This is a genomic window from Kitasatospora sp. NPDC022856 (assembly GCF_055561235.1).
This window is the reverse complement of sequence record NZ_JBVHHE010000017.1, coordinates 43,619-59,199: the sequence shown is the minus strand read 5'-3', so window position 1 is coordinate 59,199 and position 15,581 is coordinate 43,619. Positions and strand designations below refer to the sequence as shown.

Sequence of the window (15,581 nt, the reverse complement as noted above, 5' to 3'; positions counted from 1 at the left end):
CCCGACCGGCACCCGCCCCTGCACCCGGCCCGGCACCCGGGTGCAGGGGCGGGGCGGCGGCGGCCCCGCGAGGGGTGAGAATGGACGCCATGTCCCGACGCCGCTCCGCGCCCCGCGCCGCCACCCCCGCACCCCGCCTGCTGCCCTCCTCGCCCTGCCCCTGCGGCCTGTCCGCCGCGTACGGCGACTGCTGCGGCCGCTACCACCGGGGCCTGGCCGCCGCGCCGACCGCCGAGGCGCTGATGCGCTCGCGCTTCAGCGCCTTCGCCGCCCACGACGAGGCGTACCTGCTCCGCTCCTGGCACCCCGACACCCGGCCGGACGCGATCGACGTCGATCCCACGCTGCGCTGGACCGGGCTGGAGGTGCTCTCCACCACCGACGGTGGCCGCTTCCACGCCGAGGGCACCGTCGCCTTCCGCGCCCACTACACCGAGGGCCGCGACCAGGGGATCCTGACCGAGCACAGCCGCTTCGTCCGGTACGAGGGCGCCTGGGTGTACCTGGACGCCCTCGCGGTGGACTGACCGGGCCGCCGGCGGCGCACCGGCGGCGGCTACAGGTAGTCGTCCAGCCGGGCGAGGGCGAAGCCCTGCGCGGTGACGTCGTTCACGACCTTGCGGAGCAGGTCGGGCATGGTGCCCGGCCACAGGTCGGTGCCCCGGAAGTGGGTGAGGATGATGTCCCCCGCGTGCAGCCGCTGGTCGTCGTAGCGGTACTCCATGTGGTCGGGGAAGGCCTCCTCGTTCCAGAGCGGCACCGCCTCGATGCCGCAGGAGGCGGCGGCCCGCAGGGTGTCGTCGTTGTACTCGCCGTACGGGGGCCGGAACAGCCGGGGCCGGGTACCGATCTGCCCCTCCAACTGGTCCTGCTGGCGGCAGATCTCGTCCCGCTGCACGTCGTAGCCGAGCACCTTGAGGTTGCGGTGGTTGATGGTGTGGTTGTTCACCGCGTCGCCCTGGGCGGCGAGGTCGCGGAAGTAACCGTAGTCGGCGCGCGCGAGGTAGTCGGCGACGAAGGTGCTGAGCGGGATTCCGAGCTCCGCCGCCATCCGGGAGAACTCCGGGTCCTTCTCCGCGCCGTCGTCGACGGTCAGGAAGACGATCTTCTCGTCGGTCGGGACGCGGTACACCACCGGCGGCCGCCCGTCCTGGAGCCGCACCCCCTGCACCGGCTTCAGCTCCGGCTTGGACACCGGTGGCCGCGGCGCCCGCAGCGGCAGCCGGTCCACCCCCCAGCGCCGCGCGGTCTCCAGCGCCTCGCGGACGGCCGTCTCCCGGCGCGCCACCGCCTCGCTGCTGGTCTCCTCCTCCGCCCGGGCCAGGCCGGGCAGCGCCAGCGGCACGGCCGGCGGCCGGGGTCCGCCCCGCTCGGCGGTGGAGGTGGCGGCCGGGGCGGCCGGGGCGGGGGCGGCGCTCAGACCGGCCCGCGAGGACGGCGCCTGGTGTCCGGTCGGCGCGGCGCAGCCGGCGATCACCGCCGCCAGGCAGACCGCCGCCACGAGGCCGGTTCCGGCCCGGCGACTCCCCCTCAACCCTCCGTTAATACGATGATCTGATGGTGTGTCCATGGAGCACTGCTCCCCCGCCACGCCCACCGGCCAATCCCACCGTCACCCACCCGGCGCAACACCGGTCCGCGCAGGTCACCGGGCCGTCCAGCCCGGATAACCGTTCGCGCCGTGCACCGTCCGACGCCGATAATCCGGCGCATGACCACCACCACCCCGCGCACGAACGACCGCTGGGCCATCGAACGGGCCGATGTGAACTCCGAGGAGGCGCAGGCCCTGCTGCGCGCGTACTACATCGACGTCGCCAACCGGTACTACCGGCTGCACCTGGGCCGGGACGGCACGCCCGAGGAGATCGAGACCGGCCTGGCCGACTCCCCCAGCGACGACCTCGCGGAGCCGACCGGCCTCTTCCTGCTCGGCCGCCTCGGCGGGGCCGCGCAGGCCTGCGCCGGCCTGCGGGTGCTCGACGACCGCACGGTGGAGCTGACCAGGGTCTTCGTCCGGCACGCGGCCCGCGGCACCGGCGGCGGCGCGCTCCTGCTCGCCGCCGTGGACGAGGGCGCCCGAGCACTCGGCGCCGAGCGCGTCGTGCTCGACACCCGGCTCGACCTCGTCGAGGCCCGGGCGCTCTACACCCGGCACGGGTACCGCGAGATCCCGGCGTACACCAGCGGGGCGTACGCCGAGGTCTGGTACGGCAAGGACCTCACCGAGCAGTAGGGGCAAGGCGGTTGACGCCGGTCGCGGACCACCGGCCGGCGGGGCGGGGGCTGGAGGGAGCAGTACGCGCGGCGGCCCCGAAGTCCAGCCCGGGCGGCGCATCCACACCGGAGATTCGTCGCGCCCCGCGGCTCGCGCGGGGCGACGGCTCGCGGCGGGGGGCTCGGCGGGGCGGTTTCCCGTCCCCAGCTCCCGCCCCCGCCCAGGAGTCGCGTGGCGGGCTGGGGTGAGAGCATGAAGAACGGCCGCCGGACCTGGCCAGGTGCTCCGACGGCCGTGGCCCCGTCCGTCAGGGGGCGGAGCACTTCGAACGCTATGACAGTCCGCAGCCACTCGGCTACCGCGGTGGGCCGTCCGGGGGATGCCGCGTGTCGCGCGGCCTCCCGGACCGTCCGACCGATCCGCTACGATCCGTGCTCGAAAGGTCACCCTGCGGCACCGGCGGACCTCGCCGCCGCACTCCGGGACACGACACGAAAGCGGTGATCACCCTGGCCAGGCCGCGCTCCAGCCTCGTCATCGCCCTGGCACTCGCGACGGCGGTGCTCGGCGCCGCGGTGCCGCCCGGCGCGGCCGCGGCGGACGCTCCGGCCGCCGGCGTCGGTGACCCGGTCTTCCCCCAGCTCGGGAACGCCGGCTACGACGTGCAGGGCTACGACCTCGACCTCCGCTACCGCCCCGACAGCCGCACGGTCGACGGCACCGCCGTGCTGACGGCGCGGGCACTCACCGCCCTGCCCAGCCTGGAGCTGGACGCGCTCGGCCTGGACGTGCACGCCGTCCGGGTCGACGGCCGGCCGGCCGCGTTCCGCGCGCACGACGAGAAGCTGACCGTCGTCCCGGCCCGTCCGGTGCGCCGCGACGCCACGCTCCGGGTGACGGTCGACTACTCGGCCGACCCCGCCGCGAAGCTGCCGCACACCGGCTGGGTCCCCACCCCCGACGGCTTCGCGGTGGCCGGTCAGCCGGACGGCGCGCACACCGTGTTCCCGTGCAACGACCACCCGAGCGACAAGGCCCGCTTCACCGTCGCCGTCACCGCGCCGGACGCGCTGTACGGGGTGGCCAACGGCCGGCTCACGACGACCGAGCGGCGCGACGGCGGGCAGACCACCCGCCGGTACGTCTCGCGCGAGCCGATGGCCACCGAGCTGGTGCAGGTGTCGGTCGGCGACTACACGGTGCGCGAGCGCACCGGCCCGGGCGGGCTGCCGCTGCGGGACGTCGTCCCGACCGCGCGCGCCGCCGCTCTGGAGCCCGCCCTCGCGCTCACCCCGGGCCAGCTGGCCTGGGCCGAGCAGCACCTCGGGGCCTTCCCGTTCGAGACGTACGGGCTGCTGCCCGCCAACACCGACGACCCGGCGGCCTTCGGCTTCACCGGGCTGGAGACGCAGACCCTCACCCTCTACAAGCCGAACTTCCTGCGCCAGCCCGAGCCCCTGATCGGCTCGCACATGATGCACGAGCTGGTGCACTCGTGGTTCGGCGACAGCGTCTCGCCGCGCACCTGGGCGGACCTCTGGCTGAACGAGGGCCACGCCGACTTCTACGGCCTGATGTACCGCTACGAGCGCGGCTGGCCGGACTCGGGCGGCTTCGCCACCCTCACCGACCGGATGCGCGACGTGTACGCCAAGGGCGACCAGTGGCGCCACGACTCCGGGCCGGTCGCCTCGCCGACCGCCGCCGACCTCTTCGACAGCCAGCGGTACACCGGCGGGGCCCTGGTGCTGTTCGCCCTGCGCGAGCGGGTCGGGGCGGCCGCCTTCGACCGGATCGAGCGGACGTTCCTCCGCCGGCACCGGGACGGCACGGCCACCACCGCGGACTACATCCGGACCGCCTCGGAGGTGTCCGGCCAGGACCTCACCGCCTTCCTCACCGAGTGGCTCTACGGCGACCGGACCCCGGCCATGCCGGGCCACCCGGACTGGACCGTCACGCCGGTCACGCCGACCGACCGCGCGGCCGACCGGTCCGCCCCGGCGCCGCGCGGCAGCGGGACGCTCTGAGCCGGCTCCCCTCCGGGGTACCGGACCCACCCGGTGCGGCGGGCCCCTCCCCGCCTCCCGGCCGGCCACCGTCGCCCCGGCCCCGCCGTACGCCGGAGCGCGCCGGTCCGGTGCGCTCGGGCGCCCATCGCGCGCCCTGTACGACGGGGGTCCGCGGGCGCATCGTGGTCACACGGCCCGCCCGCCGCCCGGCCGAGTTCCGGCCGGCTCGCGGGCCGTCCAAGGTCCGCGCGCCGGCCGGCCCCGCCGGCCCGCTCCGGACGATGCCAAGGCCCCGCCCGTGACGCCCGGCGGGGGCCGCGGCGCCGGTCCGCGACGCACTGCTGGAAAATGTGCCCTTCCGGCAGGCAACCCGTTCGACCTCCCATCGCGTTCAGCAGCCGTGAGTAGGACGACGACGGCACGGCCACCACGGCCGGCGATGACGGCGGGAACGACGGGAGCACCATGGCGGGGGCGGCACGATGAGGGATGCGACACCGGACTTCGAGGAGTTCGTCGCCGCCCGCAGCCCGCGCCTGCTGCGGATGGCCTGGCTGCTGACCGGCGATCCGCACCTCGCCGAGGACCTGCTGCAGACGGCGCTCGCCAAGGTCTGGCCCCGGTGGGAGAAGATCGCGATCGACCGGCCGGAGGCGTACGTCCGGCGGGTGCTGGTGAACTCGCACGTCTCCTGGTGGCGGCGCCGTTGGCACGGGGAACTGCCGCACGGCGAACTGCCGGAGCAGCCCGTGACCTCGGACCCGTTCGAGGAGCTGGTGGTCGGCGAGGTGGTGGCCGCCGCCGTCCGGGCACTCCCGCCGCGGCAGCGCGCGGTGGTCGTGCTGCGGTATTTCGAGGACCTGAGCGTCGAGGAGACCGCCGAGGCACTCGGCTGTACCACGGGCACGGTCAAGAGCCAGACGCACCGGGCGCTGCAGGCCCTGCGCGGCACGATGCCCACCCGGGAGCTGCTGCTGGAGGGGGGACGCCGTGACCTGGTCTGACCCCGACCGCCCCGACCGCCGGCCCGGACACCCCGGGTTCGGCGACCCCGTGCTCGGCGCCCCCGACGGCCTCTCGATGGCGGACGCCGAGGTGGAGGACGAGCTGCGCGTGCTGCTGCAGCGGGCCGCCCCGCACCTGCCCGCGCCCGCCGACCGGATGGACCGGATCCGCGAACTCGCCGCCCGCAACCGCCGCCGGCGCCGGGCGGCCGGGCTCGGGGCCGGGCTGACCGGGGGCCTGCTCGCCGCCGCGCTGGCCGCTGCCCCGGCCATCGCCCCCGCGCCGACGCACACCGCCCTGCGCCCCTCGGCGGGCGGACCGGCCGCCGACGCACCCGGGAACGGGGCCCCGTCACCGAGCCTGCCACCGGAGGGCGCGGGCCCGGCGCCGAGCGTCTCCCCGAGCTCCCTGCCCGTCGCCGAGGACGACTGGCAGGCCGTCCGGTACCCGGAACTCAACAGTGTGGTCATCCGGGTGCCGCCTGGCTGGTCCACCCTGGTCGTGCGCTCCCCCGACCCGCTGCGCGCGACCGGGTACACGGCCAGCCAACCGCTGGCGGGCGGGCCCGAGTGCGCACCCGAGCCGGGCTACTGCACGCCCCTCACCGCCCTGGCGACCGACGGCGCACTCGTCAGCATGACCCTGCTCAGGGACCCGGCCTACCTCGGGAAGATCGCGGGGAGCACGATGGCCGTGCAGGACTCCACGATCGACAAGGAGTGCGGCCTCCGCGGCGGCACCAGCCAGCTCACCGGGTACCGGACCATCGCCCTGGGCGACGCGGTGGCGGTGGTCGAGCTGACCGCCTGCCTGAACCACGCGTCCACCCGGACCCTGGGCCTGGTCCAGAAGATCGTCGACTCCGTCCGGATCACCGGCGGCGCCTCGGGGGTCGCCGACGGCAGCCTGGTCGACTGAACCCGCCCGGCCCCGCTCCGCCCACCCCGCATCCCGAAGGCGGTCCCACCATGGCCCTGCCCCGTCGCACCCTCGTCGGCCTGATGCTGCTCCTGCTGGGCTGCGCGCCCGCCACCGCGGGCTCGGCGGCCGCCCCGTCCGCGCCGCCGCGTCCCGGATCCCCGGCGACCCGGGACGCGGCCGAGCCCCCGCCCCGGTGCACCCGGCGCCGCCGGCACCCCGCGAACCGGCCCCGGCGGGCCTGCCGGGCCGCCGGGCCGGCCCCCGACCGGGGCGGCTCACCGCGGCGGCCCGGCAGGCCCTGGTGGTGAGCGGAACGCCGCCGCCGGGCGAAGGATCCCGCTGACGGCCGCCCGCCCCTCGACGTCCTCGGCGGCGGGCCGGACATCCGTCCTCCGACGGCGGCGGGACCGCGGGTCGCGGGCGGCAGACAGCCCCGGGCCCGGCCGGGGTGACCGACCGGGCCCGGGGCGGACGGTGGTCAGTAGCGCAGCACGGCGGCGATCCGGTCGCGGCCGGCGAGCTCGCCGGAGGGGACGAACTGCACCTTGGCGCCGGTGTCCAGGGCACGCTCGACGATCTCGTCGACCATGTCGTCGCGGACGTCCGGCTCGTCGGCGGTGGTGGGCACCAGGTGGCTGTCCGTGACCCGCACCGGCTCCCAGTAGTCCTCCTCGACCGCCAGCAGCGCCGCCCGGCCCTCGTTCACGTTCTGCCAGACCTCGTCGATGCCGGCGGCCAGCGCCTTGACGCTCTGGGCCGAGTCGAGCCGCGCGTGGAGTTCGGCGACGGCCTGCTGCTCCTGCTTCGCGACGATGGGGCGGACGGCCTCGGCGACGGCCGCGGCCGAGGCGTGCCCCAGGCCGCCGCGCGGCACCTGGGCGGCGGCCCGCTTCACGGCGGTGCCGACCTCGTCCAGCAGGGCGAGCGCGGCGGCCTCGCCGAGCACGTACAGCGGGCGCGCGTCGGCCTCCAGGACCGCGGCCAGCGCGGTGTCCGCGTCCCGCAGGAATCGCCTGGTCTCCTCGTCGCGGAAGGTGCTCGGCACGTCGCCGATCCGCTCCTTGCGCTCGACGTCCCAGTCCGGGCCGACCTGGTCCAGGGGGAAGGCGCCCGCCATGTGCTCGGACAGCCGCGACGCCGTACCGCCGAACAGCGCGACCCGGTCGGCGGCGACCGTCAGCACCCAGTACGGCGCGCCGGCCGCGTAGGCGGAGACGAGGTTGCGGGTCAGGAAGGTTTCGGAGAACACCACCCGGGCGGCGACGCTCCGCGGCAGCGACCAGACCTGGTGCTCACCGGGCGCCACGAAGATCGCCAGACCGTCCTCGGCGTGCACCAGGTCGATCTCCCGCAGGGCCCGGTCCAACTGCTCCACCACGTCCAGCCGGTCCGCCCGGGACACGGCCTCGTCCGCGTGCAGCCGGTTCTTGGCCTCCGCGATCAGATTGCGCAGGCGCACCGGGTCCTGGGCGTTGTCGGGCTCGCTTCGGTGGGTGGGCAGCAGGATGGAGACGGCCGGGTAGCGCCGGGGGCGGCGCAGTTCGGCGAGGACGGCAGGCGTGAGCTCGGCTGCGTGCATCGGATGCCCTTCTTGTCGCGGTTGCCTCGACATGCTCGGCAGAATCAGATTCTCTTATGGTTTGCCAGCTTTGCCGGATTTGCCTCTCCACCCCTCCCCATCCAAACCCGCTCCTATGCCCGGCGCCACCGAAAAGGTGTCCGTATCCACGGTGGGACCGGGCGCACCGGACCCAGCGGGAGGACCGCCCCCGCCCACGGAAGATCCGCCGCTCAGCTGAGACGCCATCAGAACCCCCTGATCGTCGGATAGTTATGTCGTACGGCGGGCCCGGCTCCTACGCTGAGCGCTGCCGCGCGCACCGGCCGGCCACCGCGCTGGACGTGTCCGGCATGCTGCTCGCGGCGCGCGGCCGGCACGGCGGCGCGCCGCGGGCCCTGGCCGAGGCCGGCGGAGCTGCACCGGCGGGTGCACGGCCACGACCACCCCGCGTGGGCGGAGAACCGGTGGCGGCTGGGCCGGGTGGTGGCGGCCGCCGGACAGGACGCGCGGGCCCGCGGGTTGTTCGTCGAGGCACGGGCGGTGCTGGCCGCCCGGCTCGGCCCGGAGCACCCCCGGCTGGTACCGATCGACGCCGCGCTCGCCCGGCTCGGCCCCCGCCCGCGTGACGAGGACGGGTGAAGCCGGTGGCCCGGCCGTAACCCGGGTGGCGCAGTGTCGTTGGGCGGGGCATGAAGAAGCGCAGCTTGCTCGCCGTCGCCTCGCTCGCCGTGGGTGTCGTGGCCTCCCTCACCGCTCCCAGCGCGCACGCGGGCGCGATCGGCGGCCGGGGGGACCTGTCCGGCCCGCTCCAGCAGGGCGGCACGCTGAACGCCGCGCCCGACGCCCTGCCGGGGCAGGTCGGCGACGCCGGCGGGGTGCTCGGCGAGGCCACCGGTCACGTGACCGGTCAGGCGGACGGCCTGATCGGCCTGCCGTCCTGACGCCAGTCCGGGCGGTAGCGGCCGTCCCGGCGGTACCGGCGCTCGGTGGTCAGCCGAGCGGGGCGCCGAGGTCCTGGGTCCAGTAGAGGCCGCCGGGCCCGGTGGTCACGCCGATGCCCACGTCCTTGAAGCCGCAGTCCAGCATGTTCGACTGGTGGATCCCGCCGTCCATCCAACGGGAGACCACGGTGGCGGGGGCGGTCGGGCCCCGGTCGAGGTTCTCGCCCCACTGGGACCAGCGGTAGCCGGCCGCCGACAGCCGGGCGTCCGCGCGGGCGCCGTCGGGGTTGACGTGGTCGAAGTAGCTCCGGGCCACCATGTCGTCCGAGTGCTTCTGCGCCGCCGCGTGCAGCTTGGGGTCGATCCGCAGCGGGGCGCAGCCGACCTTGGCACGCTCGGCGTTGACGAGGTCCACCAGCTGGCGCTCCGGGCTGGGCGGCGTGGCCGGGCGCGCGGTCACCGGGGACGGCGGCGCAGTGACGGCCACCGGCGGCTCGGTGGGTGTCGAGGTCGGCGCCGGCGGGGCCGCCGGGGTCTCGGTGACGGGCGGTTCCGGTACGGACTGCACGGGTATCGCAGGCACCGGCAGGCTGTCGGGCAGGGTGTCGGGCGCGGCGCTCGGGGTGGTCGGTTCGGGCGCGGCGTGCTCGGGTCGCGGATGCGGCCAGACCAGGGCGAGGGTCGCGACGGCCAGCACCGCCGCCGTACCGCCCGCGACGGCCGTCCGACGCCGGATCGGGCCGAACCGGCCCTGCGCTCCCCCCGGTCCGGACGCTCCCCCGGAGCCCGTGGCACCGCCCCCCGGCCCGCCGGCGGAGCCCGGCGGCGGGGTGGAGCCGGCCGCGGCGGCCGCGGCCTGGAGCTGCAGCCCGGTGGGCGAGTCCAGCGGGATCGGCACCAGCGCCAGGCCGGCCAGCAGGCCCTCGGCGGGGAAGAGGTCCCGGCCGAGCCCGTCGCAGCCGGCGCAGCCCCGGATGTGCCGGGCGATGCGCTTGCGCCACACCGAGTCCGGGGTGCCGTCCCAGCCCGCCGTCAGCTCGACCAGCTCCGCGCAGCGCGGGTAGGCGGTGAGCGCCCGGACCACCACCCGGCCCGCCTCCAGCTGCTTCTTCATCCGCTGGACCCGGACCGCGGTGTGCTGCGGCGTCAGGTCGAGCGCCTCGGCGAGTTCGGCCCGGCTGAGTTCGCCGCAGGCCTCCAGCCACCAGAGCGCGAGCAGCTCCCGGTCGTCCGGGTCCAGCCAGCGGGTGGCCTCGGCGACCTCGCGGCGCTGGCCGGACAGCCCCAGCCGCAGGATGGTGAGGTCGGTGAAGTCGGCCCGCGGGTCGGCGAGCTCCCAGGCCTCGTCGAGGCCGCCGACGGTGCTCTGCTGCTGGCCGGTGAAGCGCCGGCGGACCTGGTTCATGGTGATCGCGACCAGCCAGGAGCGGAAGGACTCGGGGTCGCGCAGCCCGTCCAGGCCGTCCAGCGCCCGGATCATGGTCTCCTGGGCCACGTCGTCGACGTCGGCGTGGCCGTTCAACGCACGGCCGGCGACGTTGTAGACCAGCGGCAACCAGGCGGCGACCAGCGCCTCCTGGGCCTGCCGGTCGCCGGACTGGGCCGCCAGCACCAGGGTCGTCCCGGTCCTGCTCTGCACGTCAACGTTCATGGGTACGCACTCCGTCTTGCCGTCATCCGTCCGCCGTTGCCTCCTGGGAGACCTCGGGGAAGTGCTCAGATAACAACAATTCGCGCGGATTCGGAAACGGGGGTTCGAGCGGGGCCGGAGATCAGGACGGGGAGGCGAAGACCTGGGTCCACCAGGGGCCGCCGGAGCCGGTCTTCACACCGACGCCGATCTGCTTGAAGGAGCAGTTCAGGATGTTGGCGCGGTGGCCGGGGCTGTTCATCCAGGCGTCCATCACGGCCGCCGGGTCCTTCTGACCGCGGGCGATGTTCTCGCCCCAGCTGCTCCAGCGGTAGCCGGTCGCCTCGATCCGGTAGTCCGCGTGCCGGCCCTCGGGGCTGGCGTGGTCGAAGTAGTTGCGGGCCGCCATGTCCTCGCTGTGGCCCTGGGCGGCAGTGGCCAGCCGGGAGTCGGCGGTGAGCGGTCCGCACCCGTTCTGGGCGCGCTGGGCGTTGACCAGGTCCACGACCTGCTGGGCGTACTGGGCCGCGGTGCCGCCCGCGGGGGCGCCGCTCGCGGGGGCCGCGGTGGTCCGGGGCGGCGTCGCGGCCGCGCTCGTCGAGGCCTTCGGGGCGGTGCCCGCGCTCGCGGTGGAGGTCGGCTTGGCGGTCGCCGAGGCCGTGGCCGGGGCGGACGCGGTCGTCGCGGCGGCACCGGCCGAGGGGCTCTGGCCCGCGGCGGCCGAGTCGGACGGCGCCGGGGTCGCGGTGGCGGCGTGGGCCGGGTCGGCGGCGGACGGGCTGTCGGTGGGCGAGGGCTTCAGCGCCGGGTCGATGACACCGGACCCGGGGATCTGGATCCCGTTGTGGTCCCCGGCCTCCGCCGCGATCTGCGGGTCCAGGGCCACCGTCCACTGCCCGTCCCGGTCGGCGGACCCGTGGTAGTAGCCGTACCCGGCGCCGGCCAGCGCGGCGATCACCCCGGTGCCGGCCACCGCGGCGACCACCGCCACCACCGGGCCGACGCTGCGACGGCGGCGGCCCCGACGGCCGCGCCCCCGGTGGCGGTCGGCCGCGCGCCGTGCCGCGCGGCCGCCGTCGGAGGCGTCCGGGCCCCCGACGGCGGGGAGGATCGTCGTCCTGTCTTCGCTGTTCACCTGGGCACACTTCCTGTTCGGGCCGGCCGGTACGGGTGCCGACACCTGGGAGACCCCCCGGCGGCGCGCCGATAACAGAAAGTACGAACGAATTTCCGATGCTCCGGCCGGTGGCCGGTCGGACCGGGGAGACCGAGGCCTCCGGAGCCTGTCAGCCGGCGGCGTCCGGCGCCATGGCGTAGGTCACGAGCACGGTCCGGTGGGGGACCTGGCCGTCCGTGCCGCGGGCCCGGTGGCCGTCGTCGGCGGTGCTCCAGCGGACGGCGTGCCGGCCGCGCCCGGCGGCGGTCGCCCTGAGCCGGGCGAGCGGCGCGTCCACCGCAGCGCCGACCCGGACGTCCGCGGCATGACGGGCCGTCGGATCCCTTCCACTGGACGGTACGGCCAAGAGCCCCGGCCGGCGCACCACGCGGTGGCGCAATCCCTCCCGGCCGCGCCCGGGGCGTGTCCTGCGATCCGGAACGGGCCGCGTCGCGGATGCTGGAGCCTGCCCGCCCGATCCGTTCGCCGGTCCGATCCGCGCCTCCCGCGTCCCGGTCGGCCCCGATACCGCGTCCGGCCCGCTCTCGGGTCCGGCCGGCACTCGGGTCCGGCGGGTTCTCGGGTCCGGCCGGCGCCGAGCCCCCATCGAGGAGCCCCCATGCTGCTCCGGCACCTGGCCCTGACCTCCCGCGCCGTGGCGGGCGAGCCCGGCCGCCGGGCCAAGACCACGCTGCTGGCGGACTGCCTGCGCGAGCTCGGCCCGGCCGAGGCCCCGGCGGCGGTGGCCCTGCTCTCCGGAGAGGCCCACCGGTTGCGCACCGGCATCGGACCGGCGGCCCTGCGCGACCTGCCGCCCGCCGTCGCCGAGCCGTCCTGGGGCGTCCGGGAGACCGAGCAGGCCCTGGAGACCATCGCCGCGGTGCACGGCCCGGGCGCCAGGGCCGAGCGGCAGCGGCTGCTGGCCGAGCTGTTCGGGCGGGCCACCGAGGTCGAGCAGGCGTTCCTGCGGGCGGTGCTGGTCGGCGAGCTGCGTCAGGGCGCGCTGGACGCGGTGGTGGCCGACGCCGTCGCCCAGGCCGCCGGCGTCCCGGCGGCGGCGGTGCGGCGGGCGCTGATGTTCCGGGGTTCGGCCCGCGCGGTGGCCGAGGCCGCGCTGACCGGCGGCGTGCCCGCCCTGGAGGCGTTCCGGCTGGAGGTCGGCCGCCCGGTCCGGCCGATGCTGGCCGCCTCGGCACCGGACGTCGCCGCCGCGCTCGACCGGATCGGCCCGGCCACGCTGGAGTGGAAGCTGGACGGCATCCGGATCCAGGTGCACCGGGACGGCCGGGACGTCGCGGTGTTCACCCGGAGCCTGGACGACATCACCGCCCGGGTGCCCGAGGTGGTCGAGGCGGCCCTCGCCCTGCCGGTCCGCTCGGCGGTGCTGGACGGCGAGGCGATCGCGCTCGACCCCGACGGCCGCCCCCGGCCGTTCCAGGAGACCGCCGCGCGGACCGCCTCCCGGCAGGACCCGGACCGGCTGCGCGCCGAAGTGCCGCTCAACGCCTACTTCTTCGACCTGCTGCACCGCGACGGCGTGGACTTCGTGGACCGGCCGGGGCTGGACCGCTGGGCGGCCCTCGACGAGTCGGTGCCGGCCGCCCTGCGGGTGGCGCGCACCGGGACGGCGGACCGCGAGGCCGCCCTGGCCTTCTTCCGGGACACGCTGGCGCTGGGCCACGAGGGCGTGCTGGCCAAGGACCCCGCGGCCGGCTACGCGGCCGGCCGGCGCGGAGCCGGGTGGATCAAGGTCAAGCCCCGGCACACCCTGGACCTCGTGGTGCTCGCCGCCGAGTGGGGCAGCGGCCGGCGGCGCGGCTTCCTCAGCAACCTGCACCTCGGCGCCCGGGCCGCCGGCGAGCCCGGCCTCGGGCCCTGGGTGATGCTCGGCAAGACCTTCAAGGGCCTGACCGACGAGACGCTCGCCCGCCAGACCACCGAACTCCTCGCCCGGGAGGTCGAACGGGACTCGTACACCGTGCGGGTACGGCCGGAACTCGTCGTGGAGATCGCCTTCGACGGCGTCCAGCGCAGCCCCCGCTATCCCGCCGGGCTGGCCCTGCGGTTCGCCCGGGTGCTGCGCTACCGGCCCGACAAGAGCGCGGACGAGGCGGACACCGTGGCCACCGTCCGGGAGATCGCCGCGGCGGAGGGGCTCAGCGAGGCCGGACCCGCCTCGGAAGGGTCATGACGGTCGGTCAAACCGCCTTTGCCAGAGCTTTGTTCGGGTTGAGCGTGGAATCGGCCATTCTGCACGAGTATGGCGACGCACCCTTCGTGTGCGACAGAGCGACGGCTACGTTGGCGTGGACGGCGGGGGGCGGCCGGCCCGGGCGATCCGGTGCCACACCACTGAGAGGTGTCCGTACATGCAGGTGAGCATCGACCAGGACCGCTGCTGCAGCTCCGGCCAGTGCGTCCTCACGGCGCCGGAGGTCTTCGAACAGGACGACCAAGACGGCCTGGTGAGGCTCCGTCTGACCGTTCTGCCGCCGGCGCGGTTCGCCGACGTGCGGCTGGCCTCCGAGCTCTGCCCGGGCGGCGCGATCACCGTCGCCGAGGAGGCTCCGGAGAGAGACCGGGAGCGGACGGGCCCCGCGGCCGGTTAGGGGCCGCCGCCGGGCCGGTGCTCCCGCCCGCCCCGGGCCGCCCGCCGTCCTCCTTGAGCGTCCGCCCTCCTTGAGCTTCCGTCGTCCTCCTTGACCACCCGCCGGGCCCGACCGGTCCGGCGCCCCCACCGGCCGCCGCCCACGGCGGCCTTCCCCACGTCACCCGGCATCCGGTTCCCGGCCGCCGGACGGGCCCGCGTGTCCACCCCCCGGGGCCCGCCGTCCGTCCGCTGCCGCCCGCCCCTGCCGCCCATCGCTCCGCCACGCGAGGAGACCCCACCTTGACGAGCACGCCCACCGCCCCCGCCCCCGCCCCGCTGCTGCCCGCCCCGCACGACGGCGTCTGCCCGTTCAGCCCGCCCCCCGTCTACACCGAGGCCGCCCGCGCGGGCACCGTCACCCGCGCCGCGCTGCTGGACGGCTCCTCCTGCTGGCTGGTGACCGGCTACCACGAGGTCCGCTCGCTGCTCTCCGACCGCCGTTTCAGCGCGGACGTCCGCCGTCCGGAGTTCCCGTCCTTCACCCCCGGCCGGCGGGCGATCCTCGCCGCCAACCCCAACTTCCTCCGCCTCGACGACCCCGAGCACTCCCGGCTGCGCCGCATGGTCACCGGGGACTTCCTGGTCAAGCGGGTCGAGGCGATGCGCCCCGAGGTCCAGCAGATCGTCGACGAGGCCCTCGACAGCATGACCGCGTCCGGTGGCCCCGCCGACCTGGTCGGCGACTTCGCGCTGCCGGTGCCCTCCCTGGTGATCTGCCTGCTGCTGGGCGTCCCGTACGAGGACCGGCAGATGTTCCAGGAGCTCAGCCGCGTCCTGGTCAGCACCACGGTGGAGGAGGCCGAGGTGCGCCGGGCCCAGACCGAGCTGCTCGACTACCTCGGCGGCCTCGCCGCGCAGAAGCGGCGCCGCCCCGGCGACGACATCCTCAGCCGGCTCGCCGCCCGCGACGACCTCAGCCTCCGCGAGATCGCCGCCACCGGCATGCTGCTGCTGGTCGCCGGCCACGAGACCACCGCCAACATGATCGGGCTCTCCACCCTCCTGCTGCTGCGCCACCCCGGGCAGGCCGCGCGGCTGACCGACCCGGCGGCCGTCCCCGGCGCGGTCGAGGAGCTGCTGCGCCACCTCACCATCATCCACATGGGGCTGCCCCGACTGGCGCTGGAGGACGTCGAGCTGGGCGGCGTCCGGATCCGGGCCGGCGACGGGGTGGTCGCGATGCTCTCCACCGCCAACCGGGACGAGGAGCTCTTCGGCGCCCCCGGCCACCTCCCCGCCGACGAGCTGGACGTGGACCGGGACGCCCGGCGCCACCTCGCGTTCGGCTTCGGCGTGCACCAGTGCCTGGGCCAGCCGCTGGCCCGGGCGGAGCTCCAGATCGCCCTCGCCACGCTCTTCCACCGGCTGCCCGGGCTGCGGCTCGCCGTGCCGGAGAGCGAGCTCACCTTCCGTTCGGACGCGTTCATCTACGGCCTGAAGGCGCTGCCGATCGCCTGGTGAGACCCGCCACCGGAGCGGATCCGCGC

15 protein-coding genes are annotated in these 15,581 nt (G+C 76.1%); 10 read left to right on the top strand and 5 right to left on the bottom strand.

Going from position 1 to position 15,581, the window contains the following annotated elements; genetic code table 11:
• The first annotated feature begins 89 nt into the window (after positions 1-89).
• Positions 90-527 (top strand): YchJ family protein, encoded by a 438-nt coding sequence (locus ACZ34W_RS22555; protein WP_329485954.1) that lies wholly within the window; start codon positions 90-92, stop codon positions 525-527.
• A gap of 29 nt (positions 528-556) precedes the next feature.
• Here the strand turns inward: ACZ34W_RS22555 and ACZ34W_RS22550 are convergent, their stop codons facing one another.
• Positions 557-1,534, bottom strand: coding sequence for a polysaccharide deacetylase family protein (locus tag ACZ34W_RS22550; RefSeq protein WP_465606491.1), 978 nt, complete (start codon positions 1,532-1,534; stop codon positions 557-559).
• 177 nt (positions 1,535-1,711) lie between these two features.
• Here ACZ34W_RS22550 and ACZ34W_RS22545 point away from each other — a divergent pair, with 177 nt between their 5' ends.
• From ACZ34W_RS22545 to ACZ34W_RS22530, 4 genes are all read left to right on the top strand, one after another.
• The gene (locus ACZ34W_RS22545) at positions 1,712-2,236 is read left to right on the top strand and encodes a GNAT family N-acetyltransferase (RefSeq protein WP_465606489.1); all 525 of its coding nucleotides are present in this window, start codon (positions 1,712-1,714) and stop codon (positions 2,234-2,236) included.
• 491 nt (positions 2,237-2,727) lie between these two features.
• Positions 2,728-4,248: a M1 family metallopeptidase gene (locus ACZ34W_RS22540; RefSeq protein WP_465606693.1), complete on the top strand. Its 1,521-nt coding sequence runs from the start codon at positions 2,728-2,730 to the stop codon at positions 4,246-4,248.
• Between the two features lie 464 nt (positions 4,249-4,712).
• The gene (locus ACZ34W_RS22535) at positions 4,713-5,234 is read left to right on the top strand and encodes a SigE family RNA polymerase sigma factor (protein WP_465606487.1); all 522 of its coding nucleotides are present in this window, start codon (positions 4,713-4,715) and stop codon (positions 5,232-5,234) included.
• Positions 5,221-6,153, top strand: a complete 933-nt coding sequence (locus ACZ34W_RS22530; protein ID WP_465606485.1) for a hypothetical protein — start codon at positions 5,221-5,223, stop codon at positions 6,151-6,153. The genes ACZ34W_RS22535 and ACZ34W_RS22530 overlap by 14 nt, the downstream gene beginning before the upstream one ends.
• Before the next feature lie 481 nt (positions 6,154-6,634).
• Here the strand turns inward: ACZ34W_RS22530 and ACZ34W_RS22525 are convergent, their stop codons facing one another.
• The gene (locus tag ACZ34W_RS22525; protein ID WP_465606483.1) at positions 6,635-7,735 is read right to left on the bottom strand and encodes a baeRF3 domain-containing protein; all 1,101 of its coding nucleotides are present in this window, start codon (positions 7,733-7,735) and stop codon (positions 6,635-6,637) included.
• Between the two features lie 408 nt (positions 7,736-8,143).
• Here ACZ34W_RS22525 and ACZ34W_RS22520 point away from each other — a divergent pair, with 408 nt between their 5' ends.
• Positions 8,144-8,356, top strand: coding sequence for a hypothetical protein (locus ACZ34W_RS22520; protein ID WP_329485960.1), 213 nt, complete (start codon positions 8,144-8,146; stop codon positions 8,354-8,356).
• 50 nt (positions 8,357-8,406) lie between these two features.
• On the top strand, positions 8,407-8,658 hold the full coding sequence (locus ACZ34W_RS22515; protein ID WP_329485961.1) for a hypothetical protein: 252 nt from the start codon (positions 8,407-8,409) through the stop codon (positions 8,656-8,658).
• A 49-nt stretch (positions 8,659-8,707) separates the two neighbouring features.
• On the opposite strand, the gene ACZ34W_RS22510 is transcribed toward ACZ34W_RS22515, so the two are convergent.
• From ACZ34W_RS22510 to ACZ34W_RS22500, 3 genes are all read right to left on the bottom strand, one after another.
• Positions 8,708-10,309, bottom strand: coding sequence for a sigma-70 family RNA polymerase sigma factor (locus tag ACZ34W_RS22510; RefSeq protein WP_329485962.1), 1,602 nt, complete (start codon positions 10,307-10,309; stop codon positions 8,708-8,710).
• Positions 10,310-10,430: 121 nt separating this feature from the next.
• A complete protein-coding gene (locus ACZ34W_RS22505; protein ID WP_465606480.1) occupies positions 10,431-11,423 on the bottom strand; it encodes a CAP domain-containing protein in 993 nt (330 codons plus the stop codon).
• Between the two features lie 151 nt (positions 11,424-11,574).
• Positions 11,575-11,742 carry a hypothetical protein gene (locus tag ACZ34W_RS22500; RefSeq protein ID WP_465606478.1) on the bottom strand — a complete coding sequence of 56 codons (168 nt, stop codon included), beginning with the start codon at positions 11,740-11,742 and terminating at the stop codon, positions 11,575-11,577.
• A 321-nt stretch (positions 11,743-12,063) separates the two neighbouring features.
• Here ACZ34W_RS22500 and ACZ34W_RS22495 point away from each other — a divergent pair, with 321 nt between their 5' ends.
• The 3 genes from ACZ34W_RS22495 to ACZ34W_RS22485 all read left to right on the top strand — a co-directional run bounded on the left by ACZ34W_RS22495 (position 12,064) and on the right by ACZ34W_RS22485 (position 15,555).
• Complete coding sequence (locus tag ACZ34W_RS22495; RefSeq protein WP_465606476.1) at positions 12,064-13,635, top strand: ATP-dependent DNA ligase; 1,572 nt, start codon at positions 12,064-12,066, stop codon at positions 13,633-13,635.
• A 178-nt stretch (positions 13,636-13,813) separates the two neighbouring features.
• Positions 13,814-14,053: a ferredoxin gene (locus tag ACZ34W_RS22490; protein ID WP_465606474.1), complete on the top strand. Its 240-nt coding sequence runs from the start codon at positions 13,814-13,816 to the stop codon at positions 14,051-14,053.
• Between the two features lie 281 nt (positions 14,054-14,334).
• Positions 14,335-15,555, top strand: a complete 1,221-nt coding sequence (locus ACZ34W_RS22485) for a cytochrome P450 (RefSeq protein WP_465606472.1) — start codon at positions 14,335-14,337, stop codon at positions 15,553-15,555.
• Positions 15,556-15,581 lie beyond the last annotated feature (26 nt).